We start from the raw sequence: 17,463 nt of genomic DNA, 5'->3' as shown, positions 1-17,463 counted from the left end.
AGCTTTTTTATTAAGGAGGATGTATTATGGCAGAATTAGTGTTAAAAGACGGCAGCAAAAAAGTATTTGCCGACGGCATTTCGTTGTATGATGCCGCAAAAGAGCTGAGCAACAGCTTGGCTAAGAAAGTATTGGTAGCGAAAGTCAATGGAGACGTAACGGATTTGCGGGAAACCATCGTCGACGGTTCTACCGTTGAATTCCTGACTTTTGACGCCCAGGAAGGGAAGGACACGCTCCGCCATACGGCATCCCATATCATGGCGCAGGCCGTTCAGCGTTTGTTCAAGGATGTTAAACTCGCTATCGGCCCGTCCATCGAAAACGGTTTTTACTACGATTTCGATACGGAACACCGGTTTACGCAGGAAGATTTCGCCTCCATCGAAGCAGAAATGGAAAAAATCGTCAAAGAAAATCTCGCTTTGACGAAAGAAGTCGTATCCCGCGACGAAGCGCTGAAAATGTTTAAAGACGCCGGTCAGGACTACAAGGTAGAATTGATTGAAGACCTGCCGGAGGGCGAACAGATTTCCTTATACCGCCAGGGAGATTTCGTCGATTTGTGCGCAGGACCGCACTGCGAAACGACGGGCCGGGTCAAAGCTTTTAAGCTGCTGACGGTGGCCGGTGCGTACTGGCGCGGCGATGAACATAATAAGATGCTTCAGCGTATTTACGGCACGGCTTTCGAAAAGAAAGACGACTTGGATGCATATCTGCACATGCTGGCTGAAGCGGAAAAGCGTGACCATCGTAAATTGGGTAAGCAGCTCGACTTGTTCAGCTTCCACGAAGAAGGCCCGGGCTTCCCGTTCTTCCACGCAAAAGGCATGGTTCTCCGCAAGACGCTGCTCAAATTCTGGTATGAACTGCACGATGAAGCGGAATACGACGAAATCAGCACGCCGACGATCCTGAGCCGCCACCTGTGGGAACAGTCCGGTCACTGGGATCATTACCGTGACAATATGTACTTCACGACTATCGACGACGAACCGTACGCGATTAAGCCGATGAACTGCCCCGGCGGTATCCTCGTATATAAGAGCGACGTCCATAGTTATCGTGATTTCCCCATGCGGATGGCTGAATTAGGCCTGGTTCACCGCCATGAGCTCCACGGCGCCCTCCACGGCTTGTTCCGCGTTCGCTGCTTCACCCAGGACGACGCCCACATCTTCATGCTGCCGAGCCAGATGGAAGAAGAAATTTCCGGCGTTATCGACTTGTTTGACAAGGCTTACAACGTATTCGGCTTGGAATACCGCGTCGAATTGTCCACTCGTCCGGAAGACTCCATGGGCTCCGACGAAATTTGGGAATTAGCGACGAGCACCCTGCGCAAGGTATTGGAAGACAGAAACATTCCGTACCAGGTCAACGAAGGCGACGGCGCTTTCTACGGTCCGAAGCTCGACTTCCACGTCAAGGATTCCATCGGCCGTACCTGGCAGTGCGGTACGATCCAGCTCGATATGCTCATGCCGGAACGCTTCGACATGACTTATGTCGGCGAAGACGGCCAGAAGCATCGCCCGGTCATGGTACACCGTACCTGCTTCGGCAGCATCGAACGCTTCCTGGGCATCCTCATCGAAAACTATGCTGGAGCCTTCCCCGTATGGCTCGCTCCGGTACAGATCAAATTCCTGCCCATTTCCGATAAGCATTTGGCCTATGCTTTGGAACTGCGCAAGAAATTCAAGAAGCTGGGCATCCGCGTAGAAGTAGACGAAAGCAACGAAAAGATCGGCTACAAGATTCGCAAGGCCCAGATGGAAAAGGTTCCGTACATGGCTATCATCGGCGACAAGGAAATCGAAACGAATACCTTGTCCCTCCGTGACAGAGCAAAAGGCGATCTCGGCGCAAAACCGGTCGACGAAGTCGTCGCTCATATTCAGGAACTAACGGCTACGCGCAAAGGATAATAGCATAGGATATACGTTAGGGCATGCCCGTGCAGGGCATGTCCTTTTCCTATTACAAAACGGTTCGTCTCGCCATACTTTTTCTCATTTCATAGTTGACAAGATCGGATATATCAGGCAAAATAAGTAGCGTTGTGTCTTCATAGGGCGTACAAGCCGCGTGGCCTGCGACGGCTGGAAATGCTGCGTACGGAGTGGAGATAGAACGCACTATACGTTTGAAATGAGGGTTATACATGATGAAGAAACTAATCGCTATGGCGGCGGCCAGTATCCTGACAATGGGCATGACAAGTGCCGGGGCTGCCAATCCCTTTGTCGACGTGCCTGCCGACAGCTGGGCTTACCACTCTGTGGCGGAGCTGGCTGAGGCCGGCGTGATTCAGGGCGTAGACGGAAATTATTTTCAGGGAAACCGTTCCATTACGCGGTATGAAGCGGCTGAAATGGTCGCCAAGGCTATGGCTCATATGGACAGGGCGTCGGTGGAACAGCGGGCCGTGATTCACAAGCTGGCCGACGAGTACGCTGAAGAGCTGAACCGCCTCGGCCTTCGCGTCGCGGCTTTAGAGAACAAGGTCGGCAATGTGAAGTTTAGCGGCGACGCCCGCTTCCGCTATCGCTATCAGAATTCTGCAGGCAGCCGCGCCGGCAAGGAAAATGACAATTCCTGGGATTACCGCATCCGCCTTCGCGGACAGGCACAGTTCGACGAACGGCTGAAAGCCACCGTAAGCATTAGTTCGGATTGGCAGAGCTTCAGTGAAAACGGCGCGGTCAGCGGCGGCACGAACGACGCCTTTGCCGACGCCCTTAAAGTCGACTACGAGGCGGATTCCTTTTATCTGAGCCTCGGCCGGACGGATATATACAAGATCGGCGGCCCGCGCAGCTATGGGTACACGTACAGCGATATTTTCGACCGCGCTGAAGGGCAATACCGTACAGATGCTTTTGCTCTTACGGCGGGCTACGGAAAATTCAAAAAGGGGAATGTCATGGCCGGCAGCGTCCAAGGCGATGATTCCATCAACGGCGTAAAGACTGGCTACGGCGAAATCGAAGCTTTTTTTGGCAGCGATTCGGCTGCCGGCGTATATTATAATGATTTCAATACGACTGGGAACGGAGAAGCCAACAGGGATTTTAACGCCGACTCCTTATGGGGCGCCTATGCCAGCGTCAACATCGGCTCGAAATGGAATGTATTGGCTCAGTATGAACGCACGAACTTAAACCATGATACGAAATATACGCACGACGACGGCTCTGCCGACTTGTTCATCGGCCGCCTGATGTACGGGAAATCGAGCATGGCAATCCCGAAATCGTGGGATATCTGGACGGAATACATCGACGCAGAAGACGGTACCTGGCTCGGCGGCTTTACGACGTCGTGGCGCTTCGCCTCGCAGATGGACAATTTGACGTCATGGGGCGTCGGCGTCAACTATGTATTTGCCAAGAACGCCATGTTCAGCGTCATGCAGTCCTTCGCTACGGAAGCCAAGGCCGGCGGCATGGCTGATCCGGAAGAACAGACGCGGGCAGAATTGATTTTCGCGTTCTAAGCGGAAGAACCCGGCGCGGCGGACAAGTCGCGCGAAGGCCGGCTGCCAGTTGACGGCAGGGACAGAATCTCCTACAATAGAAACGAAACACAGACAAAAGAGAGGTACGTTATGATTATCAACTGGTATCCCGGCCACATGGCGAAAGCCAGGCGGCTGATAGAAGCAAATCTGAAGGTCATCGACGTTGTCATCGAGCTCGTCGACGCCCGCATCCCCATGAGCAGCACCAACCCCATGATAGCCAGCCTCATCGGCCAGAAGCCGTCGGTCGTCGTCATGAACAAGGCCGACTTGGCCGACCCGGACATGGTCAGGGAATGGGTACAGTATTATAAGGAGCAGGGACGCATCGTGCTGCCCTTAAACAGCAAGGATGGCAAGGGAGTCAAGCAGCTCGTCGCCTTGGTGCGCAAGCTGGCCGAGCCCAAGCTGGCCCATTGGCGGGCCCGGGGGCTGAAGAACCGTTCCGTGCGGACGATGATTCTCGGCATTCCCAACGTAGGCAAGTCGACGCTCATCAACAAGCTGGCCCGGCGCAGCGCCGCCAAGACGGCCGACAAGCCGGGCGAAACGAAGGGCAAGCAGTGGGTTCACATCGGCGATCAGCTCGACCTTCTCGACACGCCGGGCGTATTGTGGCCTAAGCTGGAAAATCAGGTCAGCGCCTATCGGCTGGCCGCGACAGGGGCCATTTCCGACACGGTATTCGACATGGAAACGGTCATTACCCAGCTCATCGAAGAATTGAGCCAGTTCTACGCCGACGAATTGCTGGCGAGATTTAAGCTGGACGCGCTGGGAGCTGCGCCCTTGGAAACGATCGAAGCCATCGGCCGCAAGCGTGGCTGCATCGTATCAGGCGGCGTCGTCGACATGGAGAAGACTTATAAGCTCATTTTGAAGGAATACCGCGAAGGCAAAATCGGCTTGATTTCCCTGGACCGCTGCGGCGAAGCGTGTGGGGGCGGAGAATCATGATCGACATCGGGCAGCTAAAGACGGCTGATATTAAAGCCCTGCTGGAGCAGAATCCCGACGACGTCATGGCCCTGCTGCAGACTATGAAGGAAGACCGCCGCCTTTCCGTGCAAAAATTAGCGGATACCTATATCCGCCGCAAGATGAAGGAAGAAGCCGAACGGGAACGAGTCATGCACATGTATTCCCTGGAAACGGCCTATTATAACGACGGCATATACCACGTCGCCGGCATCGACGAAGCCGGGCGGGGCCCCGTGGCCGGGCCGGTCATGGTAGCCGCCGTCATCCTGCCGCCTTACTGGGAATGTCCCGGATTAAACGACAGCAAAAAGCTGTCGGCGGCGAAACGGGACGCTTTGTATGATAAAATCATGGCTGAAGCCGTGGCCGTGTCGTGCGTTGCCAAGTCGGAGCTGGAAATCGATGCCCTCGACATTTACCACGCGACGATGCAGGGCATGTATGAAGCGGCGGCGGGCCTTGCTGTGCCGGCGGAAGCCGTCCTCATCGACGCCATGCCCTTGAAGGATCTGACGGTACCTCATCAGTCCGTCGTCCACGGCGACAGCCAGAGCGCGTCTATTGCGGCGGCTTCGATTATCGCCAAGGTGACGAGGGACCGGGTCATGATGGAATACGACGAGGCTTATCCTCAGTACGGATTTGCCGTCCATAAAGGCTATTTGACGCAGCGCCACGTCGACGCCATACGGCAGTACGGCCCCTGTCCCATCCATCGGCGCAGCTTTGAGCCGATCAAGAGCATGACGGCCGGACAATAATATACTTAAATATATGCAGACAAAAAAGCTGGTCATCGCCGGCTGCCTGTTTCGGCAGCGGCGAGGCCAGCTTTTGCAGTGTATAGGCGGTCTGTCAGAATAAATCCTTTCGCCACAGCATGAAGACGGCGCAGAGGGCGCAGAAAAAGGCGATGGCGATGACGTATACGAAACCCATGACGTTGTTGGCGAAGGGCAGGGGGACGTTGATGCCCCAAAAACTGAAGATAATCGTCGGCACGGCCAGGATAATCGTGATGGAGGCCAGGAATTTCATGACGATGTTCAGGTTGTTGGAAATGATAGAGGCGAACGTATCGGACATGCTCATGAGGATGTTGGAATACATTTCAACCATTTCGATAGCCTGCTTGTTTTCGATGATGACGTCTTCCAACAGGTCCTCGTCTTCTTCGTACATTTTCAGCAGGTGATGGAGAGACGTGTTGCGGCGCAGGCGCATGAGACGCTCCATGACGATGCCGTTGCCCCGCAAGGCCGACGTAAAGTAGGTCAGGGACTTCTGTAATTCCAATAAGAGGAAGAATTCCTTGTTGCGCATGGAATGGCGCAGGATATCTTCGATATCGTCGGTGCGGTGGTTGATCTGCATCAGGTATTTCAGGAACAACGTGGCTGAGCGATAGAGTATCTGGAACAAGAAACGCGTTTTTTTGAAGGTATAAAACAGAGGATATTTATTTTCCGTGAACGCGCGCATGACTTCCGTTTCCTGGATGCACAGGGTGATGATGAAATCGGGCGTGATAAAGATGCCCAGCGGCAAGGTGTCGTAGCTGTCCGTTTCCAGAATAATCGGGATGTTGATGACGACGAAGATGTAGTTGTCTTCTAATTCTACGTGAGAACGTTCTTCCGTATCCAGAGCGGTCTTCAGCACGTCCGTCGGGATTTCCGTTACCATCGATACGAGCTGTAAGTCTTCCGAATCGGGATTTACGACGTCGATCCATGAGCCTTTTTCCGCAGACACCAGGGAAATATTATTTTCCAGGTGGCCGTTATTGTGTTTGTATACTTGAATCATGGCGCTTCTCCGTTTCCTCTTAGTTTAGCGGACTTTCGAATCCAAATTCTAATATAATCATAAATATCTATCAAGTCAAGGGAAAGGGGCAGATTTTAAACGAAATGAACTGTAAATTTAGGGTAAACGGGTGGCTGGCCGTCCGCCACGGCGAAGGCAGAGAATAGACTACACGAACAAGAGAGAATTTGTTATAATGAATAAGTATATCTTTTTGTAAGACGCGCCGCGAGGCGAAGGAATTCGAAAGATACGTACAGAGAAGCTGCGGAAGCAGCAAAAGGGGGATATATTGTGATTGCTGTAATTATCAACGGGGCAGCGACCGCTTTGGGCGCCGTGCTGGGCGTCATATTGAAGAAGGGCGTGCCGGAGCACGTATCGAAGGCCGTCTTTTCGGCCATCGGTCTGTGCCTGGCCGTCATGGCGATTCAGGGCGCCATTCAAACGGAAAACATACTGCTCATGGTGTTGTCCATCGCCATCGGCGTGGCTGTTGGGACGGTGTTGGCTATCGAAGACCGGATGCAGTCCTTCGGCCTTTGGCTGCGGAACCGCATGAAAGCCGGCGGCGATTCGAACTTTGTCGAGGCCTTCGTCACCTTGTCGGTCATGCAGGTCGTCGGCGCGATGGCTATTTTAGGGCCTATTCAGGCAGCTCTTTTAGGAGATACGACGCTCTTATATTTGAAATCTACCATTGACGGCATATCGGCCTTTATTTTCGGAGCGTTGTACGGAGTGGGCGCCGTGCCGGTAGGCATCGTCATCATCGTATACGAGCTGGCCGTGTATGCCGCGGCGTCCCTGCTGTCGCCCCTCATGACGCCCGATGTCATCCGCGAGCTCAGCGCCGTAGGCAACGTCATGATCCTGGCTATCGCCTTGAACATGATGGGCTTGACGAAGCTCAAGGTGGCCGATTATACGCTGGGTATGGTTGTTCCTATCATATATTATAACCTTATTGTATTGTTTTAAGAAAACTGCCGCGAGGAAAGAGGAACGGTCCATTGCGATTAGTGAAAATGGAGCTGCGGGGATTTAAATCCTTCGCAGACAAAACGACACTGGTATTTGACAAAGGCATAACAGCGATTGTCGGGCCGAACGGAAGCGGCAAGAGCAATATTTCCGACGCCGTCCGCTGGGTCATGGGCGAGCAAAACGTGCGCCAGCTCCGCGGGCAGAAGGCGGAAGACGTCATTTTTGCCGGCACGGAAAGGCGGCGGCCCCAGGGGGCGGCGGAGGTGTCGCTGTATTTTGACAACAGCGACGGCACGCTGGACGTAGACTTTGCAGAAGTCGTCGTGACGCGGCGCCTGTTCCGCTCCGGCGACAGCGAGTATTACATCAACAAGCGGCCCTGCCGGATGAAGGACATTCACATGCTCTTTGCCGATACGGGCATCGGGCAGGATTCCATGGCCGTCATCGGGCAGAACCGCGTCGACCGTATCCTGAACAGCAAGCCCGAAGACCGGCGCATTATCTTTGAAGAGGCGGCCGGCATCAGCCGCTATAAGGGCCGCAAGCAGGAAGGCCTGCGGAAAATCGCCGAGACGGAGCGAAACGTCGAGCGTATCCGCGACATGATGGCTATGCTGGAGGAACGCCTGGGGCCCATGAAGGAACAGGCCGAAACATTACAAACCTTTCGCCAGTTAGATGCAGAGCGCATATCCTATGAAGGGACGCTGACCCTGCAGGAGCTGCGCAACTGCGAACGCTTGCTGGAAAAGGCGGAAAACAACCGCCTGGCCGTGCTGACAGAACGGCAGGACGTCGTGAAGGCGTTGGCCGAAGCCGAAGAGAAGCGCAGTACCCTGATGGCCGCTATGGAGCGGGAAGGGGAGACGATGCGGCGACTCGACAGCGAAGCCCGACAGGTCCATACTGAACTGGACGGCATGAAAAGCCGCCGCGAAGCTTTCGTCCAGCGCAAGGAAGCGCTGAAGGAAAGAGGAGCGGAGCTGGATCGGGAAGAACGGGACTGGCAGAAAAAGAAGGAAGACGCTGCCAAGCGCGGCCTGGAATTGCAGGAATTGTCGGCTCAGAAGACGGCGGAGCTGGCTGCGGCCAGGAAAGGCCTGGCCCTGACGCAGGCCCTGTTCGGCAAGGCGGAAGAGCAGGCCCGTCAGGCTGCGGCTGAGCTGGAAAAGGTAACTGCGTCTAATTCGGACCGCCAGCAGAAGCTGTTTGTCCTGCGGCGCGATGCAGAAGAACTGCGGCGGCGCCTGCAGGAAAATGGAGAACGCTGCGATGAGCTGCAGCGGGCCGTAGGGGCGCAGCAGGCTGCTCTGAAAGAGGCCGAGCGGCGCTGCGGCGACGCGGCGGCGCAGGAAGAAGCCCTGCGGCAAGAAGCGTCAGCGGCTGAAGGGGCTGCAGCGTCCAGCCGCAGCCAATGGGAAGAAGCTGCGCAGGCGCTGCAGCGCATAGAAGATACGTACCGCCGCCAGCGAGGTCAGGAAGACGCGCTGGCTCAGCGCATCCGCGTGCTGGAAAGTATGGAGCAGGAGCACGAAGGGGCAGGCCGTCCGGCTAAGGCCGTTTTGGACGCCAAGACAGGCTGGAGACGCCAGGTGTGCGGCCTCGTCGGAGAACTGTGCCGCATACCGCCGGCCTACGCCGCGGCGCTGGACGTTGCTCTAGGCGCGGCGTCCCGGTACATCGTGACAGAAGACGAACAGACGGCGAAGGCGGCCATTGCCTATTTAAAAGACCGCCGAGCCGGCCGGACGACATTTTTGCCCCTCGATACGGTGAAGGAACGCCGGCGGACCCGTGACGAAGAAGCGGCAGCCCAGGAGCCGGGCATCATCGGATTTGCCAGCGATATTTTGACCTATGACGCGGCCTATGCCGGTATTTTTGCGTCGCTTTTGGGAAAGACCCTCGTCGCCGATTCGGTAGACGCCGGTTCCCGGACGGCGCGGAAATATGGATACAGGCTGCGCATCGTCTGCCTGGACGGCACGCAGTTCAACGCCGGCGGTTCTTTGACCGGCGGCAGCCTGAAGGCCAAGGAAGGCTCCCTGATCAGCCGGCGGGCTTTGCTGGAAGACTTAAAGGAACAGGCCGTCCAGCTTCGGGCGGCCAAGGAACGGACGGCTGCCCAAGGGCGCGAGATGCGCTGCAAAGCAGAAGAGCTGAAACAAACCCTTGACAAACAGGATGAGCAAAGCCGCGCGCTGCAGGTAGAGCTGCAGAAGCGGCAGTGGCAGGCTGAGTCGGCCCGGCAGGAAGCAGAGAAAGCGCAGGAAGAGCTGCAGCGCCTCGACGGGCAGGCAGAGCAGCTGCAGCAGATACGGGCCGATATGCAGGCCGAGCTGGTGCGGCAGGAAGAGGCGTTGGCCATCCTGGAACAGACGCCGGCAGAAAATACGCAGGAATTGGAAGCGGCGCGGACGGCGGCCTTGCAGGAAGCGGAGGAATGCCGTCAAACCCTTACGGAGCGGCAGATTGCCGTGGCGACGCTGGAAGAACAGGTACGCCAGGCGGGAGAGCAGATGCGCCGGCACTGCGAAGAAACGGCGCAGCATGGCCGCGACGGCGAAGGGCTGTCCGACCGGCGGCGCGAATGGCAGGCCCGCTTGACGGAAACGGAAACGCTGCTGCAGGAATTGACGGAAAAGATTGCCTTGAAAGAACGGGAAACGCAGCAGAAGGATGCGGAAAAAGAAGGATTTTACCGCGACAGGGAAGAAAACTTCCGGCAAAGCCAGACGCTGGAGCAAGCCCTGACGGAGCTGCGGGAACGGGAACGGCTGTGCAGCGAGCGCCTCAGCGCCGCCAACGTGCAGCTGGAAAAATACAGCGGCGACATACGCCGCGGCGAAGAACTGCTGGCCCTGCAGGGGCTGACGCGGCAGGAAGCGATGGAACGGCGGCGCGACGGCTCGCTGAAAGAGCTCCACGACCGCGTGGCCGACTTGAAGCGGCGCATTGCCGATCTGGGGCAGATCAACGGCAACGCCGAGGAAGAATACCGGGCGGCCCTGGCGCAGCAGGAATTTTACCAGAAGCAATGCGCCGATTTGCAGGAATCGAGGGCCAAGCTGGAAGACATCGTCGCCGAAATCGACGACGCCATGACGGCCCAGTTCCGTCAGGCTCTCGGCGAGATCGGCGGCCATTTTCAGCAGATTTTCAGCCGCCTCTTCGGCGGCGGCCAGGCTAAGGCCGTGCTGACGGACGAGCAGGACGTGCTGAACGCCGGCATCGAGATCATGATTCAGCCGCCGGGAAAGAAAAAGCAGCAGCTGTCCTTGTTGTCTGGCGGCGAACGGGCTCTGACGGTCATCGCCCTGCTCCTGGCCTTCCTGGCCTATCATCCGGCGCCGTTCTGCCTCGTCGACGAAGTGGACGCGGCCCTGGACGAGGCCAACGTCGAGCGCATGGCCCGCTATTTGAAAAATTACAGCGGCGCGACGCAGTTCATCGTCATTACGCACCGCCGCAAGACGATGGAAGCTGCCAATACGCTGCAGGGCGTGACGATGGAAGAACGGGGTGTATCCCGGCTATTAACTGTTAAAGTAGACGAACTCTTAGAGAAAGGAACGTAATCATGGGCTTTTTTTCAAAATTGCGCAAAGGTCTGGAAAAGACGAAGAAATCATTTATTCAGAATATTGAAACGGTCGTCCGCGGCTACGCCAAGATCGACGACGAAATGTACGAGGATTTGGAAGCGGTCATGCTGACCAGCGATATCGGTGTCGAAACGACGGATTACCTGCTGGGTAAAATCAGAGAAGGCGTCAAATCGAAAGAGATTCGCGACGGAAACGACGTCGTTCCTTATTTGGAAAAATGCGTTGTCGAGCTGCTGGAGGAAAACGCCGAGCCCATGCCGGATCGGACGGGGACGACGGAGGTCATCTTCATCGTCGGCGTCAACGGCGTCGGAAAGACGACGACTATCGGCAAGCTGGCCAAGTATTACACCCAGCAGGGGAAAAAGGTCATGCTGGCCGCCGGCGATACGTTCCGCGCCGCTGCATCGGAGCAGCTGACGATTTGGGCCGAACGGAACGACGTGCCTATCGTAAAGCATCAGGAAGGGGCCGACGCGGCGGCCGTCGTGTTCGACGCTACGGCTTCGGCTAAGGCCAGGGGCATCGACGTACTCCTCGTCGATACGGCCGGACGGCTTCACACGAAATCAAACCTCATGGAAGAGCTGCGGAAGATGGCCCGCGTGGCCGGCCGCAACATCGACGGCGCGCCTCATGAAACGCTGCTGGTCCTCGACGCGACGACGGGACAGAACGCCGTCAGCCAGGCCAAGCTGTTCGGCGAGGTCGTGCCCCTGACGGGCGTCGTGCTGACCAAGCTCGACGGCACGGCCAAGGGCGGCATTATCTTGTCTATCAAGCGGGAATTGGGCGTGCCTGTCCGCTGGGTCGGCGTCGGCGAAGGTGCTGACGACCTGCGGCCCTTCGACGCGGCTCAATTTGCCGATGCGCTGTTCGATAAAAACGTAACGCAGCGGGAACAGGAAGAAGACTAGGAGGGACGAGCTATGTACGTAGGTAACTTAAAGCAGTGGGAAAAAGAAATTCCGTATGTGCCGGCGGGTTTAGCCCGGTGGATAGAAAAGCTGGCGTCATACGATTTGGCTTCGCTGGCACCGGGCCGTCACGACTTGGGCGACGGCAACTACATGAACGTCGACGTCGGCGAAACCCATCCGGCGTCGGAACGGACGATGGAAGCCCATCGCGAGTACATCGACATCCAGACGGTCATTGAAGGCGATGAAATTATCGGCTATCAGCCCATTCGCAACGCCGGCGCCGTCGTGGAAGACCGCTCGGCGTCCGATGCCTGGTTTTATAATCCCCGCATTGGCGAAGATACGGTAATCCGCATGGTCCCTGGGACCTTCGCCGTCTTTACGCCTGCCGACGGCCATCGCTGCCTCTGCGCTCCCGACGGAAAGGGGAAGCCGATTAAAAAGGCCATCATGAAAATACGCATTGCGTCTTTGGGAAAGGCATACTAACGGATGATCGTCGGAAACTTAAAAAGAAATAAAAGTTTTCATCACCCAGATAATTTCTATTGACTAATAAGATAGAGTATATTAAACTATAAATTGGTACTGAGTTTTCATTTTTAGTTTACTATATTACATAGGATGTGTTGAAATGGCGGCAGATATTCGAGAAAAGATCATTGCCGAAGCTTTGCATGAAATCAACCGCCGCGGCGCGGATTTTCATATGGATGATTTGGCTCGAAACCTTCGCATCAGCAAGCGCACGCTGTACGAGCATTTTTCATCGAAGCAGGAAATTATTGAGAAATCGATGCTTTCTTTAATCGACGACATACATGAACAGCATGTGGCCCTGCTGGCGAATACGGAGATGACGACGGAAGAAAAAATCATAAACTTCTTCAACGTAAAGACGCATTATATCTCTGTCCTTTCCGTTCGCAAGACCGATGAAATCCTGCGCAAGATGCCCGAGGTCTGCGCCGCGCTGGAAGAACGGCGCCGCATGGATTGGGCGCTGCTGAGCCAGTTGTTCGAACAAGCGCAGCAGGAAGATTCCTTTAAGGAAGTCGATAAGTTTCTTCTGATTCACATGCTGCACAGCGCTTCCGATGATATATTGGAATACTTCGACGAGTCGGAACATGAATCTTCTTTTTCCGAATATATGGAAAAATGTATCCGTGTAATTTTATACGGAATAAAAAGACAGGAGGCAAGTAACGAATGATACACAAACATAAGGTATTCACGATGGGCGTGACGGTGCTGACTGTCGCGTCGTTATTGGCAGGGTGCGGCTCTCAGGAGGCCGGGCAGAAGGCGCCTGTCGCCGTCAATACGTATAAGGTAACGGCGGAAGACACGCCTGTGCGGGCCGAGTACAGCGGCACGGTCATTGCGACGGATAAGGTTCCTGTACGCGCTAAGATTTCCGGCCGCGTCGTTGAAAAATACGTGCAGGGCGGCCAGCAGGTCACGGCGGGGCAGCCTTTATTCCGTATCGACAGCCGCGAATACGATGCGGCTTTGGAAAACGCCAAGGCCAACCGGGCTCAGGCTGCGGCCAATCTGGCCAATCAGCAGCTCAACCTGCGCCGGTATCAGCAGCTGGTCGAGCAGGACGCGATTTCCGTTCAGACACTGACGGATCAGGAAGCGGCGACGCGGCAGCAGCAGGCTGTGCTGGAAGCCAACGACGCGCTGGTGCAATCTGCTCAGGATAACGTCGACGATACGATTGTATACGCTCCGTTCAGCGGCAAGCTCAACGTCGACGACGTAGCCGTCGGCACGTACGCTACAGCCGGCCAGACCGACTTGGTGACGATTTCTACGTTAGATCCTGTGTACGTAGAATTCTCCGTCAGCGAAGCGGAATACCTGCAGATGATGAAGAAGCGGTCGGACGAACCGGGCAGCTGGGGAGACCATCTGCAGCTGCGCCTGAGTGACGGCTCTATGTACGCCTATGAAGGCCACGTCGTGCAGATTAACCACGGCATGGACGGCAATTCCGGCTCCATCATTATCAAAGCGCAGTTTGAAAATCCGCAGAACCTCCTGATTCCGGGCTTGTACGCTACCGTCGTTTCTGACACGCAGGTACAGCAGCACGCCGTCATGGTTCCGCAGCGCGCCGTACAGCAGACCCTGGGCCGCTACTTCGTCTCAGTCATCGACAGCGAAGGCAAGGCGCAGAATAAGCCCGTTACGCCGGGTCAGAAGGTCGGCAAGTTCTGGATTATCAACGAAGGCATCAGCGACGGCGACCTCATCATCGTCGACGGCTACCAGAAAGCTACGGGCGGCGCGACGCTCGATCAGCACTTGCTGACAAAAGCCGAAATTGAAAGCGGCTCCGATATAGCTGTGAAAACAGAAAGTAAATAGGGGGCGAGAGAGTGATATCAAAATTCTTTATTGACAGGCCGATCTTCGCCATCGTCATATCGTTGATCATATCGATTGCCGGTCTCTTGGCGATGATGTCCCTGCCTGTCGCAAAATATCCGAACGTTACGCCTCCGCAGGTCAGCGTGTCCGCGACCTATACAGGCGCTAACGCCGAAGTTATCAGTGATACCGTTGCCAGCGTCATCGAACGCCAGATGATCGGCGTCGACGACATGGTAAACATGTCCAGCTCCAGTAACGACAGCGGCCGGTATTCCCTGACCGTCCAGTTCGAAACGGGCAGTAACGACGACATGGACACGGTTAATACGCAGAACCGCGTCAGCCAGGTTCAGGCGACATTGCCGCAGGAAGTTACGGCAACAGGCGTTACGGTCCAGAAATCGACGAGTTCTACGGCTATGGTTTTCGCCTTGTATTCCCCGAACGGTACTTATGACGCCACGTTCATGAAGAACTATGCAACCCAGTTCTTTATGGATGCCTTGAAATCCGTTTCCGGCGTCGGCAACGTTGAAGAATTTGGCTCCGACTACGCCATGCGTATCTGGATGGACCCGCTGAAGATGAATATCCTTCAGGTCACGCCGACGGATATTATTTCTGCTATTGAAGGCCAGAATATCCAGGCTGCCGTCGGCTCCATCGGCTCGCAGCCGACGACGAACGACCAGACGTACCAGTATACGATGCGCGCCGAAGGCCGTCTTCAGACTGCCGAACAATTCCGGGACGTCATCATCCGCACCAATCCGGACGGAACGATGGTCCGCGTCGGCGATGTCGCCACGGTAGAACTGGGCGCTAAGGATTATAACGTTGAAGGTAACTTCAATGGCCAGCCTCAGGCAGGCTTCATGGTCAGCCTGACGTCCGATGCCAATGCCATGCAGACTGTAAGCGGTGCGCTGAAAGTATTGGAAGAAGCGAAAAAATCCTTCCCGTCCGACTTGGATTACCGCGTTATTTACGACAGCACGAAGTTCGTATCGGCGTCTATTAACGAAGTTATTCACACCTTTATAGAAGCGCTGCTCCTCGTAGCGGCTATCGTATACTTGTTCCTCCAGAGCGGCCGGTCGACGCTGATCCCGTTGATTGCCGTCCCCGTATCGCTGCTCGGGACCTTTGCCTGCTTTACGATTTTAGATTTCTCCATTAATACCCTGACCTTGTTCGCCATGGTTTTGGCCATCGGCCTTCTCGTCGACGACGCCATCGTCGTTATCGAAGCTGTCGAATACGAAATCAAGTACAACAACAAGGGGCCGAGGGAAGCGACGATCATCGCCATGCAGAACGTACAGAACCCGGTTATCGGTGTTGCCTGCGTACTGGCATCCGTATTTATTCCCGTCGGCTTCCTGAGCGGCATGAGCGGTATTTTGTACAGGCAGTTTGCCTTTACGATTGCTATTTCCGTAGCTATTTCGGCCTTCGTCGCCTTGACGCTGACACCGGCCATGTGTGCTTCTATCCTGAAGGTACATAAGCCGACGGAAAACCCGAAGGGTATCTTTAAATTTTTCCAGAAGTTCAACCTTGCCTTTGAACGCATGACGAACTGGTACGGTATCCGTCTGGTGCATTTGAACCGGCGCATCAAGTGGAGCGTCGCTTTCCTGATTATGATTTCCGGTATTTCCGGATTCTTGTTCACCATCATTCCGACAGGCTTCGTGCCGTCGGAAGATAACGGCTTCGTCATCGTCAGCACGACCTTGCCGGAAGGCACGTCCCAGACGATTACCAAGCAGATTGCCGTCGATTTGGGCAACTGGATTGAACAGCAGCCCGGCGTTACGCAGTCCATGAATATCGTTGGCTACAACATGCTGGCCGGCGGCGCTAAGACGAATGGTGCGACGGCTTTCGTCGGCATGGAAGACTGGGATCAGCGTAAAGATCCGAGCATGTCCGTTGACGCGCTGGTAGGCAAGATCATGGCTCACGGTGCGCAGATTCCCCAGGCATCTATCGTCGCCATCAACCCGCCGCCTATTGACGGCATGGGCATTTCTGCCGGCTTTACGCTGCACATCGAAAACCGCGGCGGCCATACGACGGACGAATTGATGGAAACGGCCAATAAATTTATTGCCGAAGCGGCGAAACGGCCGGAAATCGGCTCCGTCTATACGGCCTTTTCCAACGATACGCCGGGGTATTACCTCGACGTAGACCGCGACATGGTTGCTAGAGAAGGCGTATCTATGAGCTCTGTATACCAGACTTTGCAGTCTTTCTACGGCTCGTACCAGATCAACGACTTCACTATTTTCGGACGTAACTTTAAGGTCGTCATCCAGGCAGCTCCGCAGTTCCGTGAAACCGTCGACGGCAACAAGAACCTCTACGTCCGCAATTCCAATAACGAGCTCATTTCCGTGGCCAACTTCGTACGGCCTCGTCCAATTGGCTCGGCTTCTATTATCACTCGTTTCAACGACTATCCGGCCATTAAGATCATGGGCGCTCCGGCTGCCGGCCAGAGCTCCGGCGATGCGCTGAAAGCCCTGCAGGAAGTCGCCGCCGATACGCTCGGCGAAGGCTACACCTATGAATGGGCCGACATGAGCCGTGAAGAAGTCGAAGCCGGCAACAAGACGATTTACGTCTTCGGTCTGGCTATCCTCTTCGTATTCCTCGTATTGGCAGCCTTGTACGAAAGCTGGAAGGTACCGTTCGCCGTACTGTTCAGCGTGCCGGCCGGCTTGTTCGGCGCGACGCTGTTCACGTACATCTTCGACCAGACGAACAACATTTACTTCCAGATCGGTATTCTCGCCGTTATCGGTTTGGCGGCTAAAAACGCCATCCTGATTATCGAATACGCTAAAGTCCGTGTCGATGAACGCGGCATGGATCCCGTATCGGCAGCGATTGAAGCGGCGAAGATTCGTCTCCGTCCTATCGTCATGACGTCCCTGGCCTTCGTCGTAGGCTCTATCCCGTTGGCTCTTGCTACGGGCGCCGGCGCGGCATCCCGTGTCACCATGGGTATCGTCGTCGTCTTCGGTACGTCTATGGCGACGATTCTGGGCGTATTCCTCATTCCGATGCTGTTCATCCTCGTTGAAAAAATCGGCCATCAGCCGGTGAAGAAGAAACAGACCATCGGCAGATTAGGTGATATGTAAGCGTATTGTATTTGCACCTTCCCTTTTGACTGGAAGGGCGATACTGGATTTACGTTTTTGGCTCATCGGTGCTGCCTTGT

12 protein-coding genes are annotated in these 17,463 nt (G+C 55.4%); 11 read left to right on the top strand and 1 reads right to left on the bottom strand.

Going from position 1 to position 17,463, the window contains the following annotated elements; genetic code table 11:
- Nucleotides 1-26 precede the first annotated feature (26 nt).
- The 4 genes from thrS to OCV58_RS07075 all read left to right on the top strand — a co-directional run bounded on the left by thrS (nt 27) and on the right by OCV58_RS07075 (nt 5,271).
- A complete protein-coding gene (gene thrS, locus OCV58_RS07090) occupies nt 27-1,934 on the top strand; it encodes a threonine--tRNA ligase (RefSeq protein ID WP_107195289.1) in 1,908 nt (635 codons plus the stop codon).
- A 236-nt stretch (nt 1,935-2,170) separates the two neighbouring features.
- Nucleotides 2,171-3,505 (top strand): S-layer homology domain-containing protein, encoded by a 1,335-nt coding sequence (locus OCV58_RS07085; RefSeq protein ID WP_317239263.1) that lies wholly within the window; start codon nt 2,171-2,173, stop codon nt 3,503-3,505.
- A gap of 111 nt (nt 3,506-3,616) precedes the next feature.
- Nucleotides 3,617-4,486 carry a ribosome biogenesis GTPase YlqF gene (ylqF, locus tag OCV58_RS07080; protein ID WP_154877385.1) on the top strand — a complete coding sequence of 290 codons (870 nt, stop codon included), beginning with the start codon at nt 3,617-3,619 and terminating at the stop codon, nt 4,484-4,486.
- Nucleotides 4,483-5,271 (top strand): ribonuclease HII, encoded by a 789-nt coding sequence (locus OCV58_RS07075; protein WP_107195287.1) that lies wholly within the window; start codon nt 4,483-4,485, stop codon nt 5,269-5,271. The genes ylqF and OCV58_RS07075 overlap by 4 nt, the downstream gene beginning before the upstream one ends.
- A 94-nt stretch (nt 5,272-5,365) precedes the next feature.
- On the opposite strand, the gene OCV58_RS07070 is transcribed toward OCV58_RS07075, so the two are convergent.
- Nucleotides 5,366-6,319, bottom strand: a complete 954-nt coding sequence (locus OCV58_RS07070) for a magnesium transporter CorA family protein (protein ID WP_087477532.1) — start codon at nt 6,317-6,319, stop codon at nt 5,366-5,368.
- A 294-nt stretch (nt 6,320-6,613) separates the two neighbouring features.
- Between OCV58_RS07070 and OCV58_RS07065 the strand changes: the two genes are divergently transcribed.
- The 7 genes from OCV58_RS07065 to OCV58_RS07035 all read left to right on the top strand — a co-directional run bounded on the left by OCV58_RS07065 (nt 6,614) and on the right by OCV58_RS07035 (nt 17,383).
- Nucleotides 6,614-7,300: a DUF554 domain-containing protein gene (locus OCV58_RS07065; protein ID WP_087477531.1), complete on the top strand. Its 687-nt coding sequence runs from the start codon at nt 6,614-6,616 to the stop codon at nt 7,298-7,300.
- Between the two features lie 47 nt (nt 7,301-7,347).
- On the top strand, nt 7,348-10,887 hold the full coding sequence (gene smc / locus OCV58_RS07060) for a chromosome segregation protein SMC (protein ID WP_449566819.1): 3,540 nt from the start codon (nt 7,348-7,350) through the stop codon (nt 10,885-10,887).
- Between the two features lie 2 nt (nt 10,888-10,889).
- Nucleotides 10,890-11,834, top strand: a complete 945-nt coding sequence (ftsY, locus tag OCV58_RS07055) for a signal recognition particle-docking protein FtsY (RefSeq protein WP_154877383.1) — start codon at nt 10,890-10,892, stop codon at nt 11,832-11,834.
- A gap of 12 nt (nt 11,835-11,846) precedes the next feature.
- Nucleotides 11,847-12,329 (top strand): NanQ anomerase/TabA/YiaL family protein, encoded by a 483-nt coding sequence (locus OCV58_RS07050; protein WP_095630141.1) that lies wholly within the window; start codon nt 11,847-11,849, stop codon nt 12,327-12,329.
- Between the two features lie 145 nt (nt 12,330-12,474).
- A complete protein-coding gene (locus tag OCV58_RS07045) occupies nt 12,475-13,056 on the top strand; it encodes a TetR/AcrR family transcriptional regulator (protein WP_087477527.1) in 582 nt (193 codons plus the stop codon).
- Nucleotides 13,053-14,219, top strand: coding sequence for an efflux RND transporter periplasmic adaptor subunit (locus OCV58_RS07040; protein WP_087477526.1), 1,167 nt, complete (start codon nt 13,053-13,055; stop codon nt 14,217-14,219). Before OCV58_RS07045 ends, OCV58_RS07040 begins: the two co-directional genes overlap by 4 nt.
- Nucleotides 14,220-14,230: 11 nt before the next feature.
- Entirely contained in the window at nt 14,231-17,383 is a 3,153-nt protein-coding gene (locus tag OCV58_RS07035; RefSeq protein WP_154877382.1) for an efflux RND transporter permease subunit, read from the top strand.
- The last annotated feature ends 80 nt before the right edge of the window (nt 17,384-17,463 follow it).

It is taken from the genome of Megasphaera stantonii, assembly GCF_025567065.1.
Taxonomy (GTDB): Bacteria; Bacillota; Negativicutes; order Veillonellales; family Megasphaeraceae; genus Megasphaera; species Megasphaera stantonii.
This window is presented reverse-complemented; position numbering and strand designations above follow the sequence as displayed.